Below are 21301 nucleotides of genomic sequence, written 5' to 3'. Positions count from 1 at the left end.
AAACTATTGGATGGCAGCAGGTTAAATTAATCAATGAGTTGAAGAGGGGGAAATCGAAATGAAGACAATCAAGTGCATGATGGACCACCTGTACTGGGCAGACGGACGTATCTTGGAAGCACTCGAAGAGAGTGGGACGAAGAACAAGGACCTTCTGAAACTCGTTCGGCACGTCGCGGTCGCGGAACGAGTCTGGTTGTCTCGATTGCAGGGCAAGGGCAGTGCGCAATATTCGTTGTGGGAGGAATCGGAAGACCTGACGGCGATCCGGACGATATTCGAAGAAAACGCTGAGCAATATCGCGTCTATATCGAAGGGCTTGAGGAATCTGAGTTGGACGAAATGATCGACTATGCGAATCAGAGTGGGGTTCCATTCCAAACATCCGTAAGGGACATCCTCTTGCAGGTTCTCTTACATGGGCAATATCACCGAGGACAGATCAATCGGGCACTTCGGATCGAATCGGCAGAGCCTGCCCAAGTCGATTACATCACGTTCGCGAGGCTCTAACGGGCAAGATAGCGTGGCATATAGAGGACTGGATATTCATAGATAGGTTTCTTAATAAGAGGAAAAGAAACCTATCCTGGGGATAACCGAAAGAGAATTTGAAAATATAGGTTTTAATTAATCATTGAACTGAACATTTACGTGCATATACTTATCTAATCCTGGCAAACCGGCTGTACCTTTAATATCCAAGAAATTCAGTTTTTCTTTCCAGTCCACTCTTTCTTGATCGGAGTCATCTGCAGATACTTCAAAAATATATGCTAAGACAAATGCATCAATACTCGAGACTCCATTTTTTAATTGTACCCACTCTCGAGGGAGAACAACTTGATTTTTACCCGCTGTGATTTCTTTGCCAGAGAAATTAAGAATCAGTTCTTGGCCTTGATTTTTAACCGTAGTAATTTTTTTCTTTCCGTCCCAATTAAACGTTGCTCCAGATTGTTTAAAAACATCCTTCATAGGAACATAAATGGAGTTATGTTGGGTTGTCGTTAACTTGTTGTCCTTTGAGATATCTAACAAGACCTTTTTTAATGAAGGATTATACACATTCGCCGCACGTTCCTTAAAAGGTAGATCCTTTAAAGGTTGGTCCGTAGCAGATGCAACCGACACTACACCCACAACTAAAGTTGACATCAAAAATAGAGAAACTAATCGCTTCATCTTGATTCCTCCTTAAGTATTGTTATTCACGTAACATAAACGCTACAAGACAGGAAAATGTTTCCTTTAAAATCCAGTTGTATGAAAAGGGAGAATAGGCATGGAAATTAAGATACGAGAAATTGCAGCGAATGATTATACTGAAGTTGTTTTTTTATGGAACGATGTGCTTGAGATTCGCAATGTTAATGAGGAAAATTTTCGAGATACTACAGAAAAAATGAATGAGGACGGGAATTACAAAACATTTGTTGCATTATTTGAAAATGATGTGGTTGGTTTTGTAACGATAGTTCAGGCATTGTCCATAGGGGTTTCCATTGGTTATTTACATATACAAGCTCTTGCCGTTAAAAAAGAATTCCAGCATCGTGGGGTAGGTACACAACTATTAAGACATACTGAAAATTATGCTAAAGAACTCGGAATATCTAGTATTATTTTATGCAGCGGATTCAAGCGAACTGATGCCCATGCTTTCTATGAGCATAATGGCTATGACAAAGATTCATACTGCTTTGATAAGATTATTAACCTTGACTAATAAATAATAATTAAATCAAATTCATCAATTATTTGCTTTACTTGAGAGGGGATTGAGACGTATAATCCGTTCAGACATCAGAGCAAGAAGAGGGGAAAAATGATTATGAATAACGGGTTAGTCAACGCTATTATTGCGTATATCATGTGGGGGGTTCTCCCGCTTTATTGGAAGTTGTTTAGCGAAGTGCCGGCAGGCGAAATTCTATCGCATCGGGTTGTCTGGTCATTCGTTTTCATGGGTATTCTTGTCGCCGCCCAGCGCCGCTGGGGTGACATAAAGCGGATTGCAACTAACCGCTCGCTTCTTCTGTCCCTCACCGCCAGCGGAATGCTGATTGCAATTAATTGGCTTATCTTCATCTGGGCGGTCAACAACGGCCATGTCGTCGAGACAAGCCTTGGCTATTATTTGAATCCGTTGCTGAACGTCTTGTTAGCGGTTCTCTTCCTTCGTGAGAAGCCAAACCGCGGCCAATGGCTCGCGATTGCCATCGCTGGAGCAGCGGTGCTTATCATCGCGATTGACTATGGACGGTTTCCGTGGGTCGCGATCTCGCTGGCTGCGTCATTTGGCTTGTACGGCCTGGCGAAGAAGAAGATCAAGCAAGACGCTTCTATAGGTTTATTCTCGGAGACGGCTGTAGTCCTGCCTGTCGCGCTCGGCTACTGGATCTATTTGGCCGTTGTGGGGAAAACGACGGCATGGACGCTGCCTGCACCGACGTTCATCGAATTGCTTCTTTCCGGCGTAGTCACGGCGCTGCCGCTGCTCTTTTTTGCGCGAGCAGCTGCCCGGATGTCGCTGTCAACGCTCGGCTTCGTTCAATACATCGGGCCGACGATCATGCTGTTACTGAGCATATTCGTATTCAAGGAATCGGTCTCGCCGGTTCTGCTCGTTGGCTTTGCGCTCATCTGGACAGCGCTTGTCGTATACGCTACAGCATCGATTCGCGGCACGAAACTCGCGAAGGCGAGCTGATGGCACAGGACCCTGGTATCATCAAAATGGCTCTTTCCGTCCGATAAGGCGGAAAGAGCCATTTTTTGTTTGTGGTGTTATCAGGCGTACCTGAGCGCACTACGTTGGAACGATAGCTCCATAAAACAGAGGCAGTCTGGACTTTATTTTTTCGTCTAATGCTTACAGCTGTTTTTTATTGTTGGGGATGATTTAGGAACCCTCGTTTAGACCAAACGAGGGCTTTTTATGCTCATTTTGCTTTATATCAATGGTATATCTATTCGTAATCATAGGCTTTACAATCATTATTTTACGGTAGAATACAATGTATCCTTTTATTGTTTTATGTATATCATATGGATATACAACTGTAGAGAGGTGAGGTATAATTGGAGCATCAATCAAACGAAAGGCGTGGGATTGCCATGACTACAGCCACACTTAGTAAATGGGGAAATAGCAGTGCAATTCGCATTCCTAACCAATTGCTTAAGCGTCTTAATTTGGAAGAAGGCTCGGAAATTGAGATTTTGGTGACAGAAGATAATGAATTGTTGTTGCGTCCAAAAACCAAGCCTGTAGAGTCCAATGAGGAACTACGTGACCATCTAAAGACTTTGCTATCTAAAGTGAAACAGGATACAAGACATGAAGAAATAGACTTTGGCACTGAAGGGAACGAATTACTTTGATTATTCCCAAGCGAGGCGATCTGATATGGCTTGACTTTGATCCTCAAGCGGGTCACGAGCAAGCCGGGAGACGACCGGCGATTGTTCTATCGGAACATGAATTCAATGAAGTAACGGGTTTTGCCGTTGTATGTCCCATAACGAGCCATGCCAAGGATTATCCTTTTGAAGTTATACTACCAGAAGACCTGCCATTTTCAGGTGTTGTTTTGACGGATCAGTTGAAGAGTCTTGATGTGCGGCAACGACGTATTCAAATTGCGGGGCATGCCGAACCAACCTCTGAATTTATGAAATCAGTTCTACGCAATGTCCGTTCTATATTGGCATAATTGAAGATTATTAGCTGTTCGTATACCTAAATCCACGTCTAACTCAGAGACGTGGATTTTTTCTTTCATACCTAAATAGATTCGTCCATCACTGACGCTTCGAACAAGAGCCGAAAGGCACTTATAAGTTGGAAAGAAAGATTTTTAATCCTCTGAAAAAGCTTCCATTTATAGTATGATAAGACTATCGCTAGCTTCTTCAAACATGGCCTGTATTATCTCTGCGGCTATCGGGCAAAGGCCATATCGAATGATCACGAAGACCATCCTATAGATAAAGATAAGGAGATCCAAATATGACAGTAACTTCGATCATGGAACAAATCCGCATTATCGAATACGATCCCTCCTACGCCGCTGCAATCGCTGATATGTGGAACCGCAGCAATGAAAGTTGGGGAGGTGGCACCAACCAGAGAACGGAGGATACCGTTCGCCGGGAGATGGAGACTTCGTCCAATCTTCATGTATTTCTCGCCGTTCATGAGAAAGAGGTTGTTGGCTTCTGCAGTTTCGCCCACTACCGCTATGACGAGAATGCCCTGTATGTACCGCTGTTGAATGTGCGCCCCGATTATCACGGCTACAAGGTCGGACGTAATCTGATCCTGAACGCCGTTCGCAAGACTGTGGAAGCGGGATGGCCTCGCCTGGATCTGTTCACTTGGGCAGGTAACACCAAGGCTGTACCGATGTATAAGAAATGCGGGTTCTTCTGGGAAAAAAAGGATGAAAATGTGCATCTGATGAACTTCATCCCGACCATTTTGCAGACGGAAGCACTTGCTCCTTATTTTGAGGAGCTGGATTGGTACGCAGACAGCACCCGCGAACTCGTCATCGAGCCGGATGGCCGACGGGAGCGTGGTTTCGATTTCTTTGATTATTCCTGGAAAAAGGGAGATATCTCTTTACGAGCCGAATTCGAGAAATCGGGTCGCGGGCTGACAGCTCTTGAAACACCGGATTACGAAATTACCACAGAGATCGACGATCATGATCTCGTATTTGGTTCCACATACAAGGTTCGCTACCGGATCACGAACCGCTCAGCATCCGAGCTGAAGTTTGAGATCAAGGGCCAAGACAACAAAAATATTCGTTTTGCGCTGGACGTTGCAAGAGCAGTTGCTCCGGGAGAAACGGTAATCGTGGAGGGCGAATTCCACCTTGATTCGGTTCAAGAGGAGCAAAGTCAGAATAAGACCCATCCCGTTGTGACGAGCACATGGCTGATCGGTGGCAGGAAAGCCGAGTTTCGTATGGGCGTTGCCCCGAAATTCCCGGCCAAGATCAACACGGCGTTGCCCGTGAAAGAGCTCTATACAAGCGTTCCTGCTGAGCTATACCTGAACGTGGAGAATAATTTTGATTCCGAAGCAGTGTTCACTTTTGACTTGCCAGAAGAAGAATTCCTGGAGTGGGCAGAACGCTCGGTGCGCCTCACGGTCCCTGCAAAAGGCAAAGCATCTGTTCCCGTAGCGTTCACCTTGCGTTCGTATGGTCTCTATTCGCGAGAAGTAGAGGTAACAGCTGTTCCGACGGATAGACAAGAGGTATCTTTTACAACCAAGCTGTCTGTTCTGATGAAGGGAACACAAGGACGTTACGGTGGGGAAAACGGGGAACAGTGGGTGGCCGTGAACGGTGCATTCTCCCTCCATATGAGCAAGCAAGAGAACAACATGTGGATTGAGTATCCTGGCTCCGTCCACACGTTCTGGTGGACCTATCCGAAGCTCGGTAAGCCATTTGCAGAAGAGTTTTCCAAGAGACAAGCCAAGGAAGTCAACATCTATCCGGAGGGAGAAAACCAGGTTCTTGAAGCACTGTTTGAATCGGAAGATTTCCCTGGTATAGAGATCAAGTCCGTGGTCAAACTGTCTGCTAACGGAATTGCGGAGTTTTACCACGAAATTGGGAATACGCGCAGCGCAGAGCTGGAAGAGAATATGTTCTTGATGACGAACTTTGGTTTCTTCGGCAACCGGCTTATTCTCCCGTACCAAGGCCGTTATGTAGATATGGGCGATGCGTACTCTGGCGATCCGAGCCACTGGGACAGCGCCCAAATTACAGAGAACTGGCTGTTCTGCAAGGAAGAGTATGGTGCTTGCGGTATCTATTGGGACCCTTCGCTGAAGCTGCTTCGTCCGGAACACACGCTGGGGTTACAGCATGAGCTAGGCCGGATTCCAGCAGGAGCCGTTGTGCAAACAAAGGCGACCGTATTTGCTCTGAATACCTTTGCCAAATGGCAGGATTTCCGGTCTTTCGCTCAAAAACGGCATAGCCCGGTTGTACCGAAGCTGGACAACCATCTTGAGCTGGCATTGGGTGGTGGCAATCCGTTTGCCCAGGATGTGCTGACTGCAGAACTGATTGAACGGAAGATGGTTCCGCTCGCTGGAAACCTGGAACTGTACGTGCAGAATGGTGGCACACCAGAGCATTTAGCTGCTGATATGGAATTAAATCGAGAGCAGGATCTGCGCTCTGCTAAATTGCAGTTTTCCCCTGAGGAAAAGGATGAGACAGGAGAAAGCGAATTTGGCTGGAAGGCTTGGGCCGTATATCGAGGCGAGGATCGGATTCATGAACGTACAGCCCTCTGGTATCCGCAGACAGGAACAGCCGTTGATTGCGTGATTGAGGAAGGTCCAGCAGGTCCTGTGTACACGGTGAGCAACGGAGTTCTTTCGATGGCAGCTGCCCCTGGTTTCGGAAGTGTCGTGCATTCCTTGAAGTACCAGGGTGAAGAATGGCTGGACAGTACGTATCCGGAAGCAGCACCGCGTTCCTGGTGGAATCCATGGTACGGTGGACTTGGTGTAGGTATCCCTGGTATGAACGGTTTCAGCCGTCAGTTGGAACAAAGAAGCGCAGCTTGGACGGAGCAGAAGGATGAATTCGGTAACGTCTGGAAAGGAATTCAGATCACAACCCGCATCGAGAAGCATGAAGCGAATCGGGGAATCACGGTACAGCAGCATTACCTCATGCTGCCCGGCGTTCCTGTTCTCTGTGAGTTGCACTCGGTTACGAACCAAAGCGGATTGGCGCTGGATTACTCGCTAGCCGAGGAACATTTCTTCAAACCCTCGCCTGTCTTTGCTGATGGTTGGCTGGAACACCCCGAGCAAGGGCGGTACCCTCTTGGAAAGCTAGATGGATATCTTCAGTCCAAAGGTTTCTTGCGAATGGGTGCAGTTTCGCGTATAGACATGCTGCATGCAGTGAATCGTTACCCTAATCAGAATGCTGCGGGGTTTGTGAACAATGTGGTGCTTGGTCACAATGTGTATCACAATCTGCCACTGCTGAACGGGGAAACGGTCTGGACAGAGCCGACCTATCTGATCTTGGGGCAAATGCCTCTGAATCCAGAGGATGTACGTGGCCTTCTGCAGCTAGACTTTGCAACTTCAAAAGGTGAAAAGGAGGCTTAACATGCCGATTATTGATATTCACATTCATCTGTCGGACATCGACAGCTTTCATCGAACGGCGATAGATTTATCGAAAGTGGATTATTCTGCCGCTGGCCTCAAGGCGGAGTTTGATAAGAACGACGTGATTCTTGGCATCGGAATGGGGGTTACGGAGCAGACGAAGGGAGCATTCCCGGATTCCAGTTCTCCCAACCCGATGGGACTTGATTTGGAAGAAACGGTTCCTTCATTCCTGATGGAATGCGTCGGCATTAATCCAAACCACCTAGTTGGTGAAAACGCTCAGGACGAGCTGGACCGGATTGAAGCACGATTACAAGCTCCTGAGGTAGCCGGAATCAAACTATATGCGGGGTACTATCATCACTACGTGTATGACAAGATCTACACACCGGTCTATGAACTGGCAGCCAAGTATAACGTGCCTGTGGTCATTCATACGGGCGATACGTACTCCATGAATGGATTGCTCAAGTATGCACATCCGCTGACCGTGGACGAATTAGCCTTTCAACAGCGCGGCGTGAATTTTATGATCTGTCATTTGGGTGATCCTTGGGTGATGGATGCCGCTGAAGTTGTGGCGAAGAACCCTAACGTTTACGCAGATCTGTCCGGCCTCGTTGTCGGTGATCGGCCCCATTTTGAACGATTTATGAACGAGCCCTTATTCATGGATCATTTCCGCCGGGCGCTGGTGTATTCGGATCATTACGAGAAAATGCTGTTCGGAACCGACTGGCCGCTTGCGCCGATCGATCTGTATGCAGAATTCGTCCGCCGACTTGTGCCGGAGCAGCATCATGAGAAGGTATTCTATGAGAATGCTTTTGGTTTATTTCCGCGCATTAAACAGCGAATTGCAGATTTGGGTTAAGCACCAGTTCATAATTATCTGTGAGAAATGTATGGCATTTAGGTCAGGGAAGCATATGATGTTCATGCTGAATCCCTATCATGTAAGCTCCTTTCACTTCTGGTGGCAGGAGCTTTTCTTATCCGGGAAAACAGTGAATTCTTCCTACGGCTAACTTGGAATGAGTAAGGGATCAGGAGAACAAAGGTTGAGTTACCATCTTCATATATTTTTTTAAGTCAGCTTTTCCATGCGAGTGTTTCTCCCATACCCCAAGGCTCCAACTCATATAACGGATGCCAAGATAACGGGACGCCAGGGAGAAGTATTTTTCGAATTGCTCTTGTGGAATATCGTATCCGTGGGAACTTAGGGCCTCCCGATAGATGTCTACTTGTTTTAAGTGGCTACAGCGTAGAGGAATATCGAAGAATAAGGAGCCGTACCTTGCTTCCTCCCAATCAATAAAATAGACATCCTCATTGTTATGTACCAGTACGTTTCCGGGATTCAGATCATTATGGATCATCGTATGCATATGTTCATCTCTGATCAGAACTTCAAGATCATCTACGATGGTACTGGCTAGAGCTTCAATTTCCGATATGATTGGTAATCCAAATTCCGCAATGAATGCTGGGTTTTCTATGGCGGCGTTCCACGAAGGTCTCCAACGATTTTCCATCATGCCGATGATATGATTCCGATCCACAGTGGGTATCCAGGGCATTTCTTTTTTTAACCCCATATTCGTTCCATGTATGTAAGCCAGCGCTCGTAATTCTTTATTCTAAAGCAGATCCATATCCAGATGGCTATAATCGGTTTGGTAGTCCACATCCTGAATACAGATCAAGCTGCGATCTTCAGTATGAGGCTCACTTGTTAGACTAAATGGCACATTCGCGCCTTGTGAAAATAATCTGGTCAATGCAGAGCGTTCTATGAACGTGGCTTTCTTCGTAATGACAGAAATGTCCTTTTGCAATTCATTGACTAGGAATTCAATATGATAGGATGTGAGCATCCGAGGATATATACTGATGGATGGTTTGTTTTATTAATGCTTGTACTGTGATAGATTCCTTACTCATCTGATCGCTCCTTCCTGCTCATCAGTTTAAAAGCAATGTTAATAGTGTCATATATAAGATGCATAGTTTGTCGAAGAGAATAAAAGAATATCGCAGTAGCTATTCGATAAGGCAATGAACGCCCCATTTGTTTTTACGAATAAAGAGAACTATAATGATGGATGCACAAAATTTCAGACTTCTTTGGAGGAACATATAACGTTATAAGATCTTTTCAATTTTACAATCCTACCCGGCTGATTTTTGGCAAAGGGCAGATTGAAGCACTAAAAACTAAAGTTCCAAAATACGGAAAACGTGTTTTGCTTGTATACGGTGGTGGCAGCATCAAACGGAGCGGGCTGTACGATCAAGTGATCGGGCAGTTGAATGAAATCGGAGCAGAGGTAACGGAAATGGTTCGTGTAGAACCGAATCCACGTCTTTCCACAGTTCATAAGGGCGTGGAGCTGTACAAAACGAATAACATTGATTTGGTTCTTGCTGTAGGCGGTGGTAGTGTGCTTGATTGTGCTAAAGCGATCGCAGTAGGGGCCAAATATGATGGAGACATGTGGGATATTGTTGTGCGCGAAGCAACTCCTCAAGGCGGACTTCCGCTTGGAACGGTTTTGACCATGGCTGCGACGGGGTCAGAGATGAATAATGGTTCGGTAATTATCAATCAGGACACACAGGAGAAGTGGGCCTGGTTCAGCGAGTATTCCTTTCCGGCGTTTTCCATTCTTGATTCGGTGAATATATATACCGTACCTTTGGATCAGACCGTATAAGGTATGGTGGATATGATGTCTCATGTGTTTGAACACTACTTCCATCTGGATACTAATACACCTGTTCAGCTTGGATTCTGTGAGACCATTCTTTGCACGGTAATTGAAACTGCGCCTCTTCTGAGCAAAGATCCCGAAAATTATGAACTGCGCGAGACCATTCTCTATTGTGGAACAATGGCTCTTAACGATGTGCTGAATATGGGTCTTGCCGGGGACTGGGCATCTCACAAAATTGAACACGCCGTGTCCGCCGTGTACGACATTCCGCATGGGGGAGGTCTTGCCATTCTGTTCCCGCACTGGATGAAGCATAATCTGGATGTGGATGTAGATCGCTTCAAACGCATGGCTGTTAATGTATTTAATGTGAATCCTACAGGGAAGTCAGATAAATAGGTTGCTGAAGAAGGCATTGAAGCGCTGCGTAAATTCTGGACCTCAATTGGTGCACCTAGCCTTCTGGCTGACTATGACATCGACGATAGCCAGATAGATGCTATGGCTGATAAAGCGATGCGTTTTGGTCCATTCGGCTTTTTTAACAAATTGCAGCGTGAAGACGTGGTTTAGATTTATCAAGCATCGTTGTAATACAAAGGGCACATTCACTTTGTAGGTAAGCCTACTCAACAAGGACGTTCCAGTACTTCTCAGGAACGACCTTATTTTTTTATTATTACCTAATCCCTTGTACATTCAACCGTTTAATCCAGGTCATATATTGCGAGCACCTTTTTCCGGTATTCCAAGTGTAACTGAATTTGGCTTAACGATTGGAGTGAAGCTGAGGGATCGCCCTCAAGGCTAAACTTCCCCAGATTATTATTGATATGCCTGTAGTCCCTCAGTTAACAGTCAGTTTGGTTGTGCCATTGAGCCCTACTAGTTCGATGATGTTGAGTTCGCTCAAGTCGGCTGAAACTTCTTCAGATTTCTTCAGAATCTGGAGAGTAGTATAGGCATCGTTCCATCGTCAAAGTGGGTCATTCGGTGATCCCGCTTCATAACATCATCCACGGTTGTGCCTACATCTATAAGATCTGACATCACAGACAGATCGTCAAAGTTGTTGAATACTACAGAGTTCGCCGAAAGGTTAACGACGCGATAAATCGTCACTTTATTTTACTAACTCGCCAGTTCGGCATCATCAGGATTATCGGTCGATTCTGCACCGTACAGACCATATAAGACCACGCTTCCTGCAATGATTACAACGGCAAGGGCAGAAAACATCACCACGTTTTTTCTGGATTTCAACACCGTTTCAATTCCTTTCTAATCAGGATAATCGAATACTATAACCGCAGATCCTTCTGGTTGTATTCTCGCGTAGGGCCTTCCTGCTTAAGATACACCTTGCTGGGCTTTTGGAGAAACAGATTAAGCAACTTGAAGATGTGAACAAGAGGAGGGAATTCTGAATGAACATAACGCCAAAAAAAGGGCCAGGTTCATAAACGTAATCGTTAGCTTATAGCTTTGTCTTGAGATAAATACGATGGTCAGGATCGGAGGAACCAGAACCATGAGGACTCAGAGCCCGATACTTACAAAATAGGCGATCTGTTTCTTTAATGAAGTAAAGAATTATTTTAGTTTAATGTCTTGCTATGGTAATTTAACATGTATGCTATGTTTTTTTCTTGGCTTTCATTATCGTGTTGCTTGCTTAAATTTGAAGATTCTCCCTAGCTACAGAAAATATATTTTGATTATTTGTGAAAGCCTTTTCATTTACAAATGAATTCTGGTATGATAGAAATGGAAATTGGAAGAAAGAATTTTTTTGTAAGTAAACTCTTAGAATTAACTGTTATGATTAGGAGAGAAAGATAAGGATGCTAACAGAAAAAGAACTACCGATTAAATATCCTATGATTACCTCACTTCCTGCGTTTGCAAACATGACTGCCATTCTTTGTACTCATGAAGATGTTTTTTTTCCGTGGTTGTGTCATAATCATGTGCAGTTAGTAGCATGGGAGACTCCAGAGGTTTACATACAATTTTATACTCCTGTTTTTAGAGAACACTATAGATTATTTGTACTGCACCACTATCATAAGAACGTTTTGGTAAAGTGGTGTGATAATATAACACAGTTTATTATTGATGCAATTGATGAAGAAAATTATGTGTATTTAAGCATAGATCAATACTACATTGCAGCCTATGATAATTTTAGAAGAGTGCATACGCCACATGATATGCTGATATATGGATATAACAAAGAAAACCAAATGTTTTACGTAGCTGATTTTTTTAATTCTAAATATTCCTTCTCGAAAGCATCTTTTAATAGCGTTAACGGAGCATTTTTAAGTCCTCATTCTGAGGGGGAATGGTTCAAAGGGGTTCAGCTTTTGCAATTCAATGAACGAAAAAATGAATTCAAGTTTGATCTAGCTTATCTGATTAAACAGTTGCATGAATATTTGCATGAAAAAAAATCCTCTAACGATTATAAGTTGATTGAAGAACCTGGAAAAGATACGGATGCTTGGGGAATAGGGGTTTATCGTTTTTTAAGAAAACATATTACAGAAAATGCTTTATTTGAATTTAGTCTGATTAGATCTCTCCATTTGCTCTTTGACCATAAAGAAGTGATGTTAAGGAGTTTGGTTTTTCTCGATGAAAAAAAATATATTACCAGATTTGATTTTCATGAAAAGGCTTACGGAGAAATTAAACAGCTATGCTTAATTCTTAGGAATTTGTGTATAAAGCACAGTATTTCAGAAAAAACAAATCATATAAAAAATATAATTGAATTGATCGAAAAGATTGAGAACGAGGAACGGATTGCAGTACAGGAACTGTTATCAGATCTTGAGGAAGTAGAGAAAAACCTAGCTGAAGTAGATTAAATTAATCATTTTATAAAAAATTAAGAAAGGTGAACTCTGTCATTCAGAGATCACCTTTCTTAATTTTTAGTAAGTATAAGAAGTCATGTATTATTTGTTTTCCAGTGTGGATTTGTCTGAAGCGTTGCTAATTAGAGGCACAGGAAATTTCACCTGTTATTAAAGTGTTTAAAACTTATTTTAACTTCAATTGAATTATGTTAAGTATATTTGATAAAGTGTTAAAGTTCTCAAATAACAACTCTTCATCATTAAAAATGATATCAAAATGTTCTTCTAAAATTACAATCAGTCTTATCATTTTAATAGAACATACCCCTAAGTCATTTAAATTATCATGCATATCAATTTCTTTGATGTTAGTAACTTGCAGACACTGGGCGATATTTTTAATTACGATATCTTTTAGATCTTCGGTCAATGAGTTACACTCTCCCCTTCGTTGCAGTTCATGCGGATAAATCTCCGATATTCTGCTGGAGTACAAGAAAAGTGTTTCTTAAAGATACTCGAAAACTGAGAATTTGAAATATACCCGATGGCAATAGTGAGTTCTTTGATATTCAAGTTGGATGTTTTTAGAAGATCACAGGCACGTTTCATCCGGACTTGTTGTAAGTACCTCATAGGTGATATATCAAATATTTTAGAGAAACTATTGCTTAAATAAACTGGATTGCAATAGATTAATTCAGCAAGTAATTGTAGCGTGAGTGGTTCTGCATAATGTTTACGGATATAACGATGTACCATAATCAAACGACTGTCAATTGTTCTTGTCTGTTCTTTTGTATTCGCATATAGAGATCGCCTACTAAAAGTCTCAATATTTGCACGAAGAAGGGTTTCAATTTGCTCTTCTGTTTCAGCAATGTACCGTCCAGCTAACGGCCCGCAAATTAATTTAGACAGTTTGTTTATGTTTCTCATTGTTTTAGAAGAAGCTTGGATGACCAAAGGATATTGATCAAGGTCAGAAAACGAATGGTTAAAAGTTATCTTGCGAATCTCTGCATAAGAAGAACCTAAGTTCTGCAGACTGAAATTTTTACCTACAAGTATGCTCATTTTATTTATAAGTAGCTCATTACCATCGTAAGATACAAAAGTCGAAGAAGGAACAATAATTGCGTAAGCCTGATGGTGTATAGAGGAACAAAATATTTCGGTTTTAGGAAAAATATTTTCTACACTATATGCAGAAACCGTAACAAACTTCATGCATGGTTACTCCTTTACAAGTTTAATAGACCTAAGATTGTAATCCATAACATTTTTCAAACTACATGTACATAGTTCAGTGAAGAAATGAATATTAATTACAAATTTTAGAATCATATATAGATTAAAATAACATATCTTTAATTATGTATCCAATTTTACATAAAAGCAAAAAAAGCATTTTTTTTGAAAAAAGTTGGTTTATAATATCTCCTATAGAAGAAAAATGGGATTTATTATTCCATTATAATCAATTTTACGACAAATAACACCATTATCTGATTAAAATAACAACAAGTTTTAATTAACAATTGTATGTAAATAAGGGGTGTTTATATTGCTATATCCATTGTCTCATCCACAAAAAAGAGTATGGATCATAGAGAATATATATTCAAAGAGTTCTCTGTATAACTTAGGCGGCGCATTTTATTTCAAACAAGAAATGGATCTGACATTACTGAAAGATAGCATTAAGGAGCTGATTGATAACAATGCTAACTTGCGTATTCGTTTGAAACGGGGTTTTAATAACGTATATCAATATGTTGATGAAACTGAACATGAAGTCACCTTCATCGATTTTAGAGAGAGGCAGATCGATTCTGAAACGTGGTTTACCAATCACTTTAACGAACCTTTTGAATTGATTGAAAGTTCACTCTTTTGTTTTATCGTTTTCATTGATCAGTCTGGTAATGCCGGATGTTATTTTAAAGTGCATCATCTGATTGGCGATGGTTGGTCTGTGAAGCTCATCGCGGAGTCAGTCGTTGATATATATCAAAGCAAATTTTCTGGGAAAGAAGTTAAATCAGATCAGTTATTATTTACTGATTATCTACATAGGGAAGAAAAATACAAGAACTCTTCGAGATTTTTAAAGGACAAAACCTTTTGGACGAAACGTTTCGAAGATTTGACTAAGGTTGCTCAATCTAAAAGCAGCGAGAACACGCAAGCTCGTAGGTTAACAACGATCATTGATGCTAACCGTTCAAACAGCATTAGGAACTATATCCAAAATCAAGCTATAACAAATGCAGCATTTTTCACTGGTTTATTGTTTCTTCACTTGTCCAAGATGGATAAGACAGAGGAGCTCATATTGGGGACTCCTGTGTTTAATCGTTCTGGACGCAAGGAGAGGGCAAGCTTTGGGATGTATACCAGCACAATGCCCTTAAAAATGAACATTGATCCAGAAATTCAAGATTCGACATTTATGATTCAGGTCCACAAAGAACTAAATGATTGTTATTTTCATCAGAAATATCCTTACGATATTTTAATTGAAGATATTTTGCTCAAGCAACAAGGTAAGGATCAACTATTCCAACATTGTATCAATTACAGCAATGCAGCACTTCCTGAGCATTGTGACGGAATTGACATTAAAACGTTGGACTTTTTCTCCGGTCATCAGATTTATTCGCTTCAAGTTTTTGTTAAAGACTGGTACCAGGATGGGCATATCCGACTCGACTTTGAGTATAAGACGGACGACTATACAGACGCTCAGATTCAACACTTCTCATCTGTCTATCTATATTTGATAGAGCAGGTCATCATAGATAATGGGGCAAAGGTAAAAGATTTAAGAATTATGGAGCCAGAGCTTGAAAAAGAGATTATTCATCAATGGAATGATACTGAGGATCACCAGACAGAAGGAAATAGTATTGTTGAATTATTCTACAAGCAAGCGGCACTTCATCCAGAACGAATTGCGCTTGAGTACGGTGAGACCAGGTTAACATATGAGGAGCTTAATCTAAAATCCAATGCATTAGCACGTAACCTTTCCAGATTTGGCATTGGATCAGAGAAGGTTGTAGCTATTATCTCAGAGCATTCTCTGGAAGCCATTATAGCGATATGGGCTGTATTGAAAGCTGGAGCGGCATTTTTACCCATCGATCCTAAACTTCCTTCAAAAAGAAAAAGATATATGCTTGAGGATAGTAATGTTAGCGCTATCTTAACTAATTTAGGTGGAATTAATGAATGTAGTAATAATATCAATGTGATTGATATTTCTTTAGAAACAACATATGAGGGAACAACAACGAATAATTTAACGGTTATTCCAGCCAAAAACCAACTTGCTTACATTATATATACTTCTGGCTCAACGGGTATTCCTAAAGGAGTCATGGTAGAACATGGTGGATTGTTTAATTACACGACGTGGGCTTGCTCAACATATGTGGACGAAATTGAAGTGTTTCCGGTCTATTCGTCATTTTCTTTTGATTTAACTTTAACTTCGATTTTTACACCGTTAATTTGCGGAAGCAAAGCTATTATTTACAGTGAATCTGATAGTGGGTTTGTGTTGGATAAAGTCATAACGGATAACCAATCCACCGTAATTAAGCTTACTCCATCTCACCTAAGACTGCTGATTGAACATGGGCGATATGGAAATTCACTCAGAACGTTAATCGTTGGAGGGGAAGATTTAAAAGTACAGCTTACCGAAAATGTGCTTGAAATGTTTGGTCGGGATATCAATATATTTAATGAATATGGGCCGACAGAGACTGTAGTGGGATGTATGATTTACCGATACGATAGTGCTTTGGTTAGAGGCGGATCCGTAAGTATTGGAAAACCTATACAAAACACTCAAATCTATATTCTGGATGGTGAGTTACAACCGGTTCCTTTGTATACAAAAGGTGAAATTTTTGTTTCGGGAGCTGGTGTTGCTAGGGGGTATTTAAATCAAGGTGATTTAACAAATGAAAAGTTTCTACCTAATCCATTCGTACTCGGTCAAAGGATGTATAAAACGGGGGATATAGGTTATTACGTCGAAGACGGAAACTTATTTTATGTAGGCCGGGCAGACGATCAAGTGAAAATTAATGGTTATCGGATCGAAGTGTTAGAAATTGAAAATATCATGTGTGGACTTGAAGGCGTTAAAGAAGCGGTAGTAACGAAACATTCATTATCCAATGGCTCAGATATGCTGATTGCACATTTGGAGTTGCTAGAATCCATTTCTACTAATCAGTTAAAGAGATCGTTATCGCTTCTCTTGCCAAGTTATATGATTCCTTCGCATTTTGAGATAATGGAACGTTTACCTGTCACGACCAATGGAAAGATAAATCGTTCACAACTACCAATGCCTAAGTTATCACAGGGTGTTGAGAATCGCAGTGGCCCATCTGAAATCGCAAAACAGGTATTGAGCGCATTGGAAGAAATCTTAAAAACAGAAAATATATCTCTGGATGACAATTTCTTTTTTATCGGAGGGGACTCCATCAAAGCCATACAAGTTTCCTCTCTGCTTAACACGCAAGGAATTGAATTGAAGGCCAAAGATATACTTTTATTTCCAATTGTTGGAGAGCATGCTGAGATGGCAGAGAAGCGTGTTACTGAACAAACAACTCAACCAGCCCAGTGTAAGGGAAGTATTCCTCCTGCGCCGATCAATCAATGGTTTCTTAAAGGCAGTATAAGCAACAAGGATTATTACTTGCAATCCGTCCATATCAATCTTAAGGAAGATATTTCTTACAACCAATTTTGCCATGCTATTTCTCAACTGGTTGATGTTCATGATTCTTTAAGAATTACGTTGGACAAAGAAACAATGCAGTTAAAATATCAAGATGTTTTTCCCTTGACATCCGTAATGAAATACATGGATCTGCGCTTAGAAGAAGAGGGAGATTATCTGGAAAGTATGATCAAATACGATAAGGAGATCAAAGAGAGTATTTCAATGGATTCACACTCCTTATTTTATTGCGTGTATTACGATACTCCACATGGTATTAAGGTATCGTTCATTGCACATCATCTGATTGTAGACGGAATATCGTGGAGAATTCTACTGGAGGATCTGGATTCATTGATTAGGGAGGGGGAACAATCTCATATTTCTCGGATATCCAAAGGAAGCTCTTATCAAGAATGGGCTGGTAAACTATTGGAATACGCTGAGAGTCCTGCTGCCAGGAAAGATAGAGAGTATTGGAACAAAGTTGTTTCCCAAATTCACTATATAGATTTAAAAGATAAGCTACAGACCGAACGATCTCACTCACCAAGTGTTCAGGAACAAAGGATAGTTCAAGAAAGTATAACAAAACTCATTATGTCCACGGTGAACAAAAATCTGCAGACGACATCAAAAGATTTAATTGTTGCAGCTGTTGTTCTCAGCATATGGGAGCTAACGAAGGAGAGCAACATCTCTGTAATGCTGGAAGGCCATGGCAGGGAAATGTTCGATCATACGCTCGATATTAATCGTACAGTCGGATGGTTCACCAGTTTGTTTCCCGTTAACTTCTTTGTTGAATCGGGAGATTTAACAGATCAGATTATTGCTATTGCCAATGATCTGAACAGTATACCTCTCAATGGAATGGGTTACGGAATACATTATTATTTAAAAGATGTATCAGGGGTGGAAGAGAGAAGATTAGTCCGACTGAACTATCTTGGTGAGATGGACAATGGCCTTGCTGGTACGTGGTTTACACCCTCAGATACAAATACTAGCGCCGATGTTTGTCCCTACAATGATTTAAACTGTTTGCTGGACATCAATATTTATGTCATGAGTGGACAATTGTATATTCAAATCAACTATAAAGAAGATGATTTCTCTGTAAATACCATTCAACTATGGATGAATAAAATACAAAATAAACTAACAGAGATTTCTCTCATCCGTTCAGTTGTAAGCGACCCTATTGTAGATCTTACAGAACATAAATTAAACCAGGAGGACTTGGATGCATTATTTTCTTGATAAGCCAATAAAAAGAGAGAGGTTCTATATATGAAATTCCGTCGTATGTTTACCTTACTAATTCTAGTTGTATTTTTGAGTAATAACTATGTTGGGTATGCTGAATCCTCAACACATAATCTTGAAAAATCTATTGATATGTTTATTGATAGGGAAATGGAAAAATTGAAAATTCCTGGATTATCAGCTTCTATTGTTTTAGATAAGTTTGAATATAGTTCAGGTTATGGATTTCGTAGTTCTGGGAACAAAGCCGTTGATGAAAGGACGCTTTTTGAACTTGGTTCCAATTCCAAAGCTTTTACCGGGCTTGCATTACTCCACATGGTTAAACAGGGCAAGCTTAGCCTGGATGATAACGTAACAGCACATTTGCCTTGGTTCACGGCCGTTTTGGATGGCACCGAATCAGACATTAACATTCGGCAATTGTTACACCATACAAGCGGAATTCCTACTGATTCCATAACTCTAATCCCTGAAAGCAATGATGCTGATGCCTTGAAGCAAATGCTGATGGAAATGGTACCTGTACAACTTGTCAACAAGCCAGGGCAAATATTCGAATACGCAACCTTGAATTACGATATTATCGGTCTCATTGTTGCAGAAGTTTCGGGGATGAGTTACGAAGAATACATGATAGAAAATATATTCAATCCGTTGGGATTATTGAATACTTTTCCTAAGGCACAAGTTCAGTCAGAGGAAAATATGGCTTCTGGACATAAGTTAGGTTTTTTCGGCGCAGCCTCCTATGACGGACCATCCTATCGCGGGAATACGCCAGCTGGATACATTGTGTCCAATGCTGAGGATATGCGTCAGTGGATGAAGATCCAATTGGGGATGGTCAATGTACCTGGTTTTGGTGAAGTCATTTTGGAATCACACATGAAGGATAGCACTCTGGAGGGGATACAAGAAGGAGCGCCATATGCCGCTGGATGGGAGATTTATTCATTTGAAGGTGAGCAACTTGAACATTCAGGAGCAAATCCGGGATTTTCATCTTACATGTTATTGAATAAAGGGAAAAAAATAGGGGTAACCGTGATGGCCAACCTGAATTCAGAGGCTGTATTTTCAATAGCTATGGGAATTGAGCAAATTTTATTAGGGAACACGCCGACTCCATCCGAAGTAGATCTATTTCTAATATTAAATAATGTGATGAGAGTGCTTCTTGCATTGAGCTTGCTTGTGATCGCGCTGTCATTATTCTTCTGTTCTCGAATGTATAAGGACAAGCATAGATCTTTCCAAAAACCATCCTTGAATGCGGGAATTAAACTGACGTTGTTATCTGTTGGATATGCAATTTTCACTGTGGCCATCTACTTATCTCCTACTGTTTTATATCACGGGTATCCCTGGAGTTTCCTGAGCGTTTGGGCTCCTTCAAGCTTGGTTGTGGGTGCAATCTTCATGGTCGTAGCTGCAGGGGGATGTTTACTTTGCGGGGGATATAGCATTCTATTTCCAAAAAGAAAAGATTAAGTTCTCGAAAAACGTATGAAATCAGGAGGTTTATCATTATGAGAAGCATTGGTAATTCCATATTAAATACACCGCAGGATCACTCTACACATATACTCCCATGGATAAAGAAATCAAACTGAATCAATGGGTTACAGAGAACAAGAAGGAATTAGAAGAGGTATTGCTACAAAGAGGAGGCGTTTTGTTTCGGAATTTCCCCAAGGCATCGATCTCAGAGTTTAGTGAAATCACGCAAATTTTCAGTTCAGAATTGTTAGAGTATAAGGAACGATCTACACCACGAACTGAGGTTCAGGATAATATCTATACTTCCACTGAATATCCTAAGGACCAGTGTATACCTATGCATAATGAAAGCTTTATTCAAAAGTATGGCCTATGAAGATATGGTTTTCTTGCCAGATCAATGCCGAGGTAGGTGGGGAAACTCCGATTGCAGACAGTAGAGAGTTATTGCAGAAGCTAGATGCATCCATTAAAAAACAATTTATCGAAAAGCAAGTAATGTGTGTAAGGAATTCGACGGTATCTTGGATTTGTCTTGGCAAAATGTTTTCTAGTCAGAAAACCAAAAGATCGTAGAACAGTATTGCCAAAAAAATGGGATTGCATTCGAATGGATATCTAAAGATCATTTGCGGACGCGAACCGTTCGTGATTCAGTAGCCATTCACCCCCTCACTAAGGAAAAGGTCTGGTTCAATCAAGCTAATTTATTTCATGTCTCTAGTCTGCTTTTAGAGGCCAGAGAATGGCTTATAGAAGAACGGGGTTATGACAATCTTCCTCGCAATACGTATTTCGGAGATGGTAGCACAATTCCGGATTCTTTAATTGATGAAATCCAAGGACTGTACGAGGAAATCAGTATAGTCTTTCCATGGCAAGAGGGAGATGTCCTCATGTTGGACAATATGCTCATGGCGCACGGCAGAAAAACATTTAAGGGAGATAGAAAAATTGTCGTTGCGATGGCTGAACCCTATAACGTATAAATCCAGGACCTAATCAAAGGAGAGA

20 protein-coding genes and 1 pseudogene are annotated in these 21301 nt (G+C 41.3%); 14 read left to right on the top strand and 7 right to left on the bottom strand.

What is annotated here, in order from left to right:
* Positions 1-58: 58 nt before the first annotated feature.
* Positions 59-514: a DinB family protein gene (locus PTQ21_RS29115; protein ID WP_072734642.1), complete on the top strand. Its 456-nt coding sequence runs from the start codon at positions 59-61 to the stop codon at positions 512-514.
* Positions 515-631: 117 nt separating this feature from the next.
* Here the strand turns inward: PTQ21_RS29115 and PTQ21_RS29110 are convergent, their stop codons facing one another.
* The gene (locus tag PTQ21_RS29110) at positions 632-1186 is read right to left on the bottom strand and encodes a stalk domain-containing protein (RefSeq protein ID WP_274568097.1); all 555 of its coding nucleotides are present in this window, start codon (positions 1184-1186) and stop codon (positions 632-634) included.
* A 100-nt stretch (positions 1187-1286) separates the two neighbouring features.
* Between PTQ21_RS29110 and PTQ21_RS29105 the strand changes: the two genes are divergently transcribed.
* From PTQ21_RS29105 to PTQ21_RS29080, 6 genes are all read left to right on the top strand, one after another.
* Entirely contained in the window at positions 1287-1730 is a 444-nt protein-coding gene (locus PTQ21_RS29105) for a GNAT family N-acetyltransferase (RefSeq protein WP_274568096.1), read from the top strand.
* Positions 1731-1835: 105 nt separating this feature from the next.
* The gene (gene rarD / locus PTQ21_RS29100; RefSeq protein WP_274568095.1) at positions 1836-2714 is read left to right on the top strand and encodes an EamA family transporter RarD; all 879 of its coding nucleotides are present in this window, start codon (positions 1836-1838) and stop codon (positions 2712-2714) included.
* 371 nt (positions 2715-3085) lie between these two features.
* Positions 3086-3388 carry an AbrB/MazE/SpoVT family DNA-binding domain-containing protein gene (locus tag PTQ21_RS29095; RefSeq protein ID WP_053781483.1) on the top strand — a complete coding sequence of 101 codons (303 nt, stop codon included), beginning with the start codon at positions 3086-3088 and terminating at the stop codon, positions 3386-3388.
* Positions 3385-3720: a type II toxin-antitoxin system PemK/MazF family toxin gene (locus tag PTQ21_RS29090; protein WP_053781482.1), complete on the top strand. Its 336-nt coding sequence runs from the start codon at positions 3385-3387 to the stop codon at positions 3718-3720. Before PTQ21_RS29095 ends, PTQ21_RS29090 begins: the two co-directional genes overlap by 4 nt.
* Before the next feature lie 296 nt (positions 3721-4016).
* Entirely contained in the window at positions 4017-7169 is a 3153-nt protein-coding gene (locus PTQ21_RS29085) for a GNAT family N-acetyltransferase (protein WP_274568089.1), read from the top strand.
* A 1-nt stretch (position 7170) separates the two neighbouring features.
* Positions 7171-8049: an amidohydrolase family protein gene (locus PTQ21_RS29080; RefSeq protein WP_274568088.1), complete on the top strand. Its 879-nt coding sequence runs from the start codon at positions 7171-7173 to the stop codon at positions 8047-8049.
* 172 nt (positions 8050-8221) lie between these two features.
* On the opposite strand, the gene PTQ21_RS29075 is transcribed toward PTQ21_RS29080, so the two are convergent.
* Together PTQ21_RS29075 and PTQ21_RS29070 are read right to left on the bottom strand one after the other, a co-directional pair.
* Positions 8222-8758 (bottom strand): phosphotransferase family protein, encoded by a 537-nt coding sequence (locus PTQ21_RS29075; protein WP_274568085.1) that lies wholly within the window; start codon positions 8756-8758, stop codon positions 8222-8224.
* Between the two features lie 60 nt (positions 8759-8818).
* Entirely contained in the window at positions 8819-9055 is a 237-nt protein-coding gene (locus tag PTQ21_RS29070; RefSeq protein WP_274568083.1) for a hypothetical protein, read from the bottom strand.
* Positions 9056-9325: 270 nt separating this feature from the next.
* On the opposite strand from PTQ21_RS29070, the pseudogene PTQ21_RS29065 reads away from it, so the two are divergent.
* Positions 9326-10468: pseudogene (locus PTQ21_RS29065) on the top strand (iron-containing alcohol dehydrogenase).
* Positions 10469-10834: 366 nt separating this feature from the next.
* Here the strand turns inward: PTQ21_RS29065 and PTQ21_RS29060 are convergent.
* Together PTQ21_RS29060 and PTQ21_RS29055 are read right to left on the bottom strand one after the other, a co-directional pair.
* Positions 10835-11017, bottom strand: coding sequence for a hypothetical protein (locus PTQ21_RS29060; RefSeq protein ID WP_274568082.1), 183 nt, complete (start codon positions 11015-11017; stop codon positions 10835-10837).
* A 9-nt stretch (positions 11018-11026) separates the two neighbouring features.
* Positions 11027-11161 carry a hypothetical protein gene (locus tag PTQ21_RS29055; protein ID WP_274568080.1) on the bottom strand — a complete coding sequence of 45 codons (135 nt, stop codon included), beginning with the start codon at positions 11159-11161 and terminating at the stop codon, positions 11027-11029.
* A gap of 578 nt (positions 11162-11739) precedes the next feature.
* Here PTQ21_RS29055 and PTQ21_RS29050 point away from each other — a divergent pair.
* On the top strand, positions 11740-12771 hold the full coding sequence (locus PTQ21_RS29050; RefSeq protein WP_274568078.1) for a cysteine peptidase family C39 domain-containing protein: 1032 nt from the start codon (positions 11740-11742) through the stop codon (positions 12769-12771).
* A gap of 175 nt (positions 12772-12946) precedes the next feature.
* On the opposite strand, the gene PTQ21_RS29045 is transcribed toward PTQ21_RS29050, so the two are convergent.
* Together PTQ21_RS29045 and PTQ21_RS29040 are read right to left on the bottom strand one after the other, a co-directional pair.
* The gene (locus tag PTQ21_RS29045) at positions 12947-13192 is read right to left on the bottom strand and encodes an acyl carrier protein (protein ID WP_079697375.1); all 246 of its coding nucleotides are present in this window, start codon (positions 13190-13192) and stop codon (positions 12947-12949) included.
* Positions 13189-13992 carry a helix-turn-helix transcriptional regulator gene (locus PTQ21_RS29040; protein ID WP_274568077.1) on the bottom strand — a complete coding sequence of 268 codons (804 nt, stop codon included), beginning with the start codon at positions 13990-13992 and terminating at the stop codon, positions 13189-13191. Before PTQ21_RS29040 ends, PTQ21_RS29045 begins: the two co-directional genes overlap by 4 nt.
* Before the next feature lie 337 nt (positions 13993-14329).
* On the opposite strand from PTQ21_RS29040, the gene PTQ21_RS29035 reads away from it, so the two are divergent.
* From PTQ21_RS29035 to PTQ21_RS29025, 5 genes are all read left to right on the top strand, one after another.
* Entirely contained in the window at positions 14330-18778 is a 4449-nt protein-coding gene (locus tag PTQ21_RS29035; protein ID WP_274568075.1) for an amino acid adenylation domain-containing protein, read from the top strand.
* 30 nt (positions 18779-18808) lie between these two features.
* A complete protein-coding gene (locus tag PTQ21_RS29030) occupies positions 18809-20278 on the top strand; it encodes a serine hydrolase domain-containing protein (protein WP_274568073.1) in 1470 nt (489 codons plus the stop codon).
* A gap of 100 nt (positions 20279-20378) precedes the next feature.
* Positions 20379-20663 (top strand): TauD/TfdA family dioxygenase, encoded by a 285-nt coding sequence (locus tag PTQ21_RS31550; protein WP_079697379.1) that lies wholly within the window; start codon positions 20379-20381, stop codon positions 20661-20663.
* On the top strand, positions 20660-20863 hold the full coding sequence (locus PTQ21_RS31545; RefSeq protein WP_420800348.1) for a TauD/TfdA family dioxygenase: 204 nt from the start codon (positions 20660-20662) through the stop codon (positions 20861-20863). The genes PTQ21_RS31550 and PTQ21_RS31545 overlap by 4 nt, the downstream gene beginning before the upstream one ends.
* 53 nt (positions 20864-20916) lie before the next feature.
* Positions 20917-21276: a TauD/TfdA family dioxygenase gene (locus PTQ21_RS29025; RefSeq protein WP_274568071.1), complete on the top strand. Its 360-nt coding sequence runs from the start codon at positions 20917-20919 to the stop codon at positions 21274-21276.
* Positions 21277-21301: the final 25 nt, after the last annotated feature.

Origin of the sequence: Paenibacillus marchantiae (assembly GCF_028771845.1) — a bacterium.
GTDB lineage: Bacteria > Bacillota > Bacilli > Paenibacillales > Paenibacillaceae > Paenibacillus > Paenibacillus marchantiae.
This window is presented reverse-complemented; position numbering and strand designations above follow the sequence as displayed.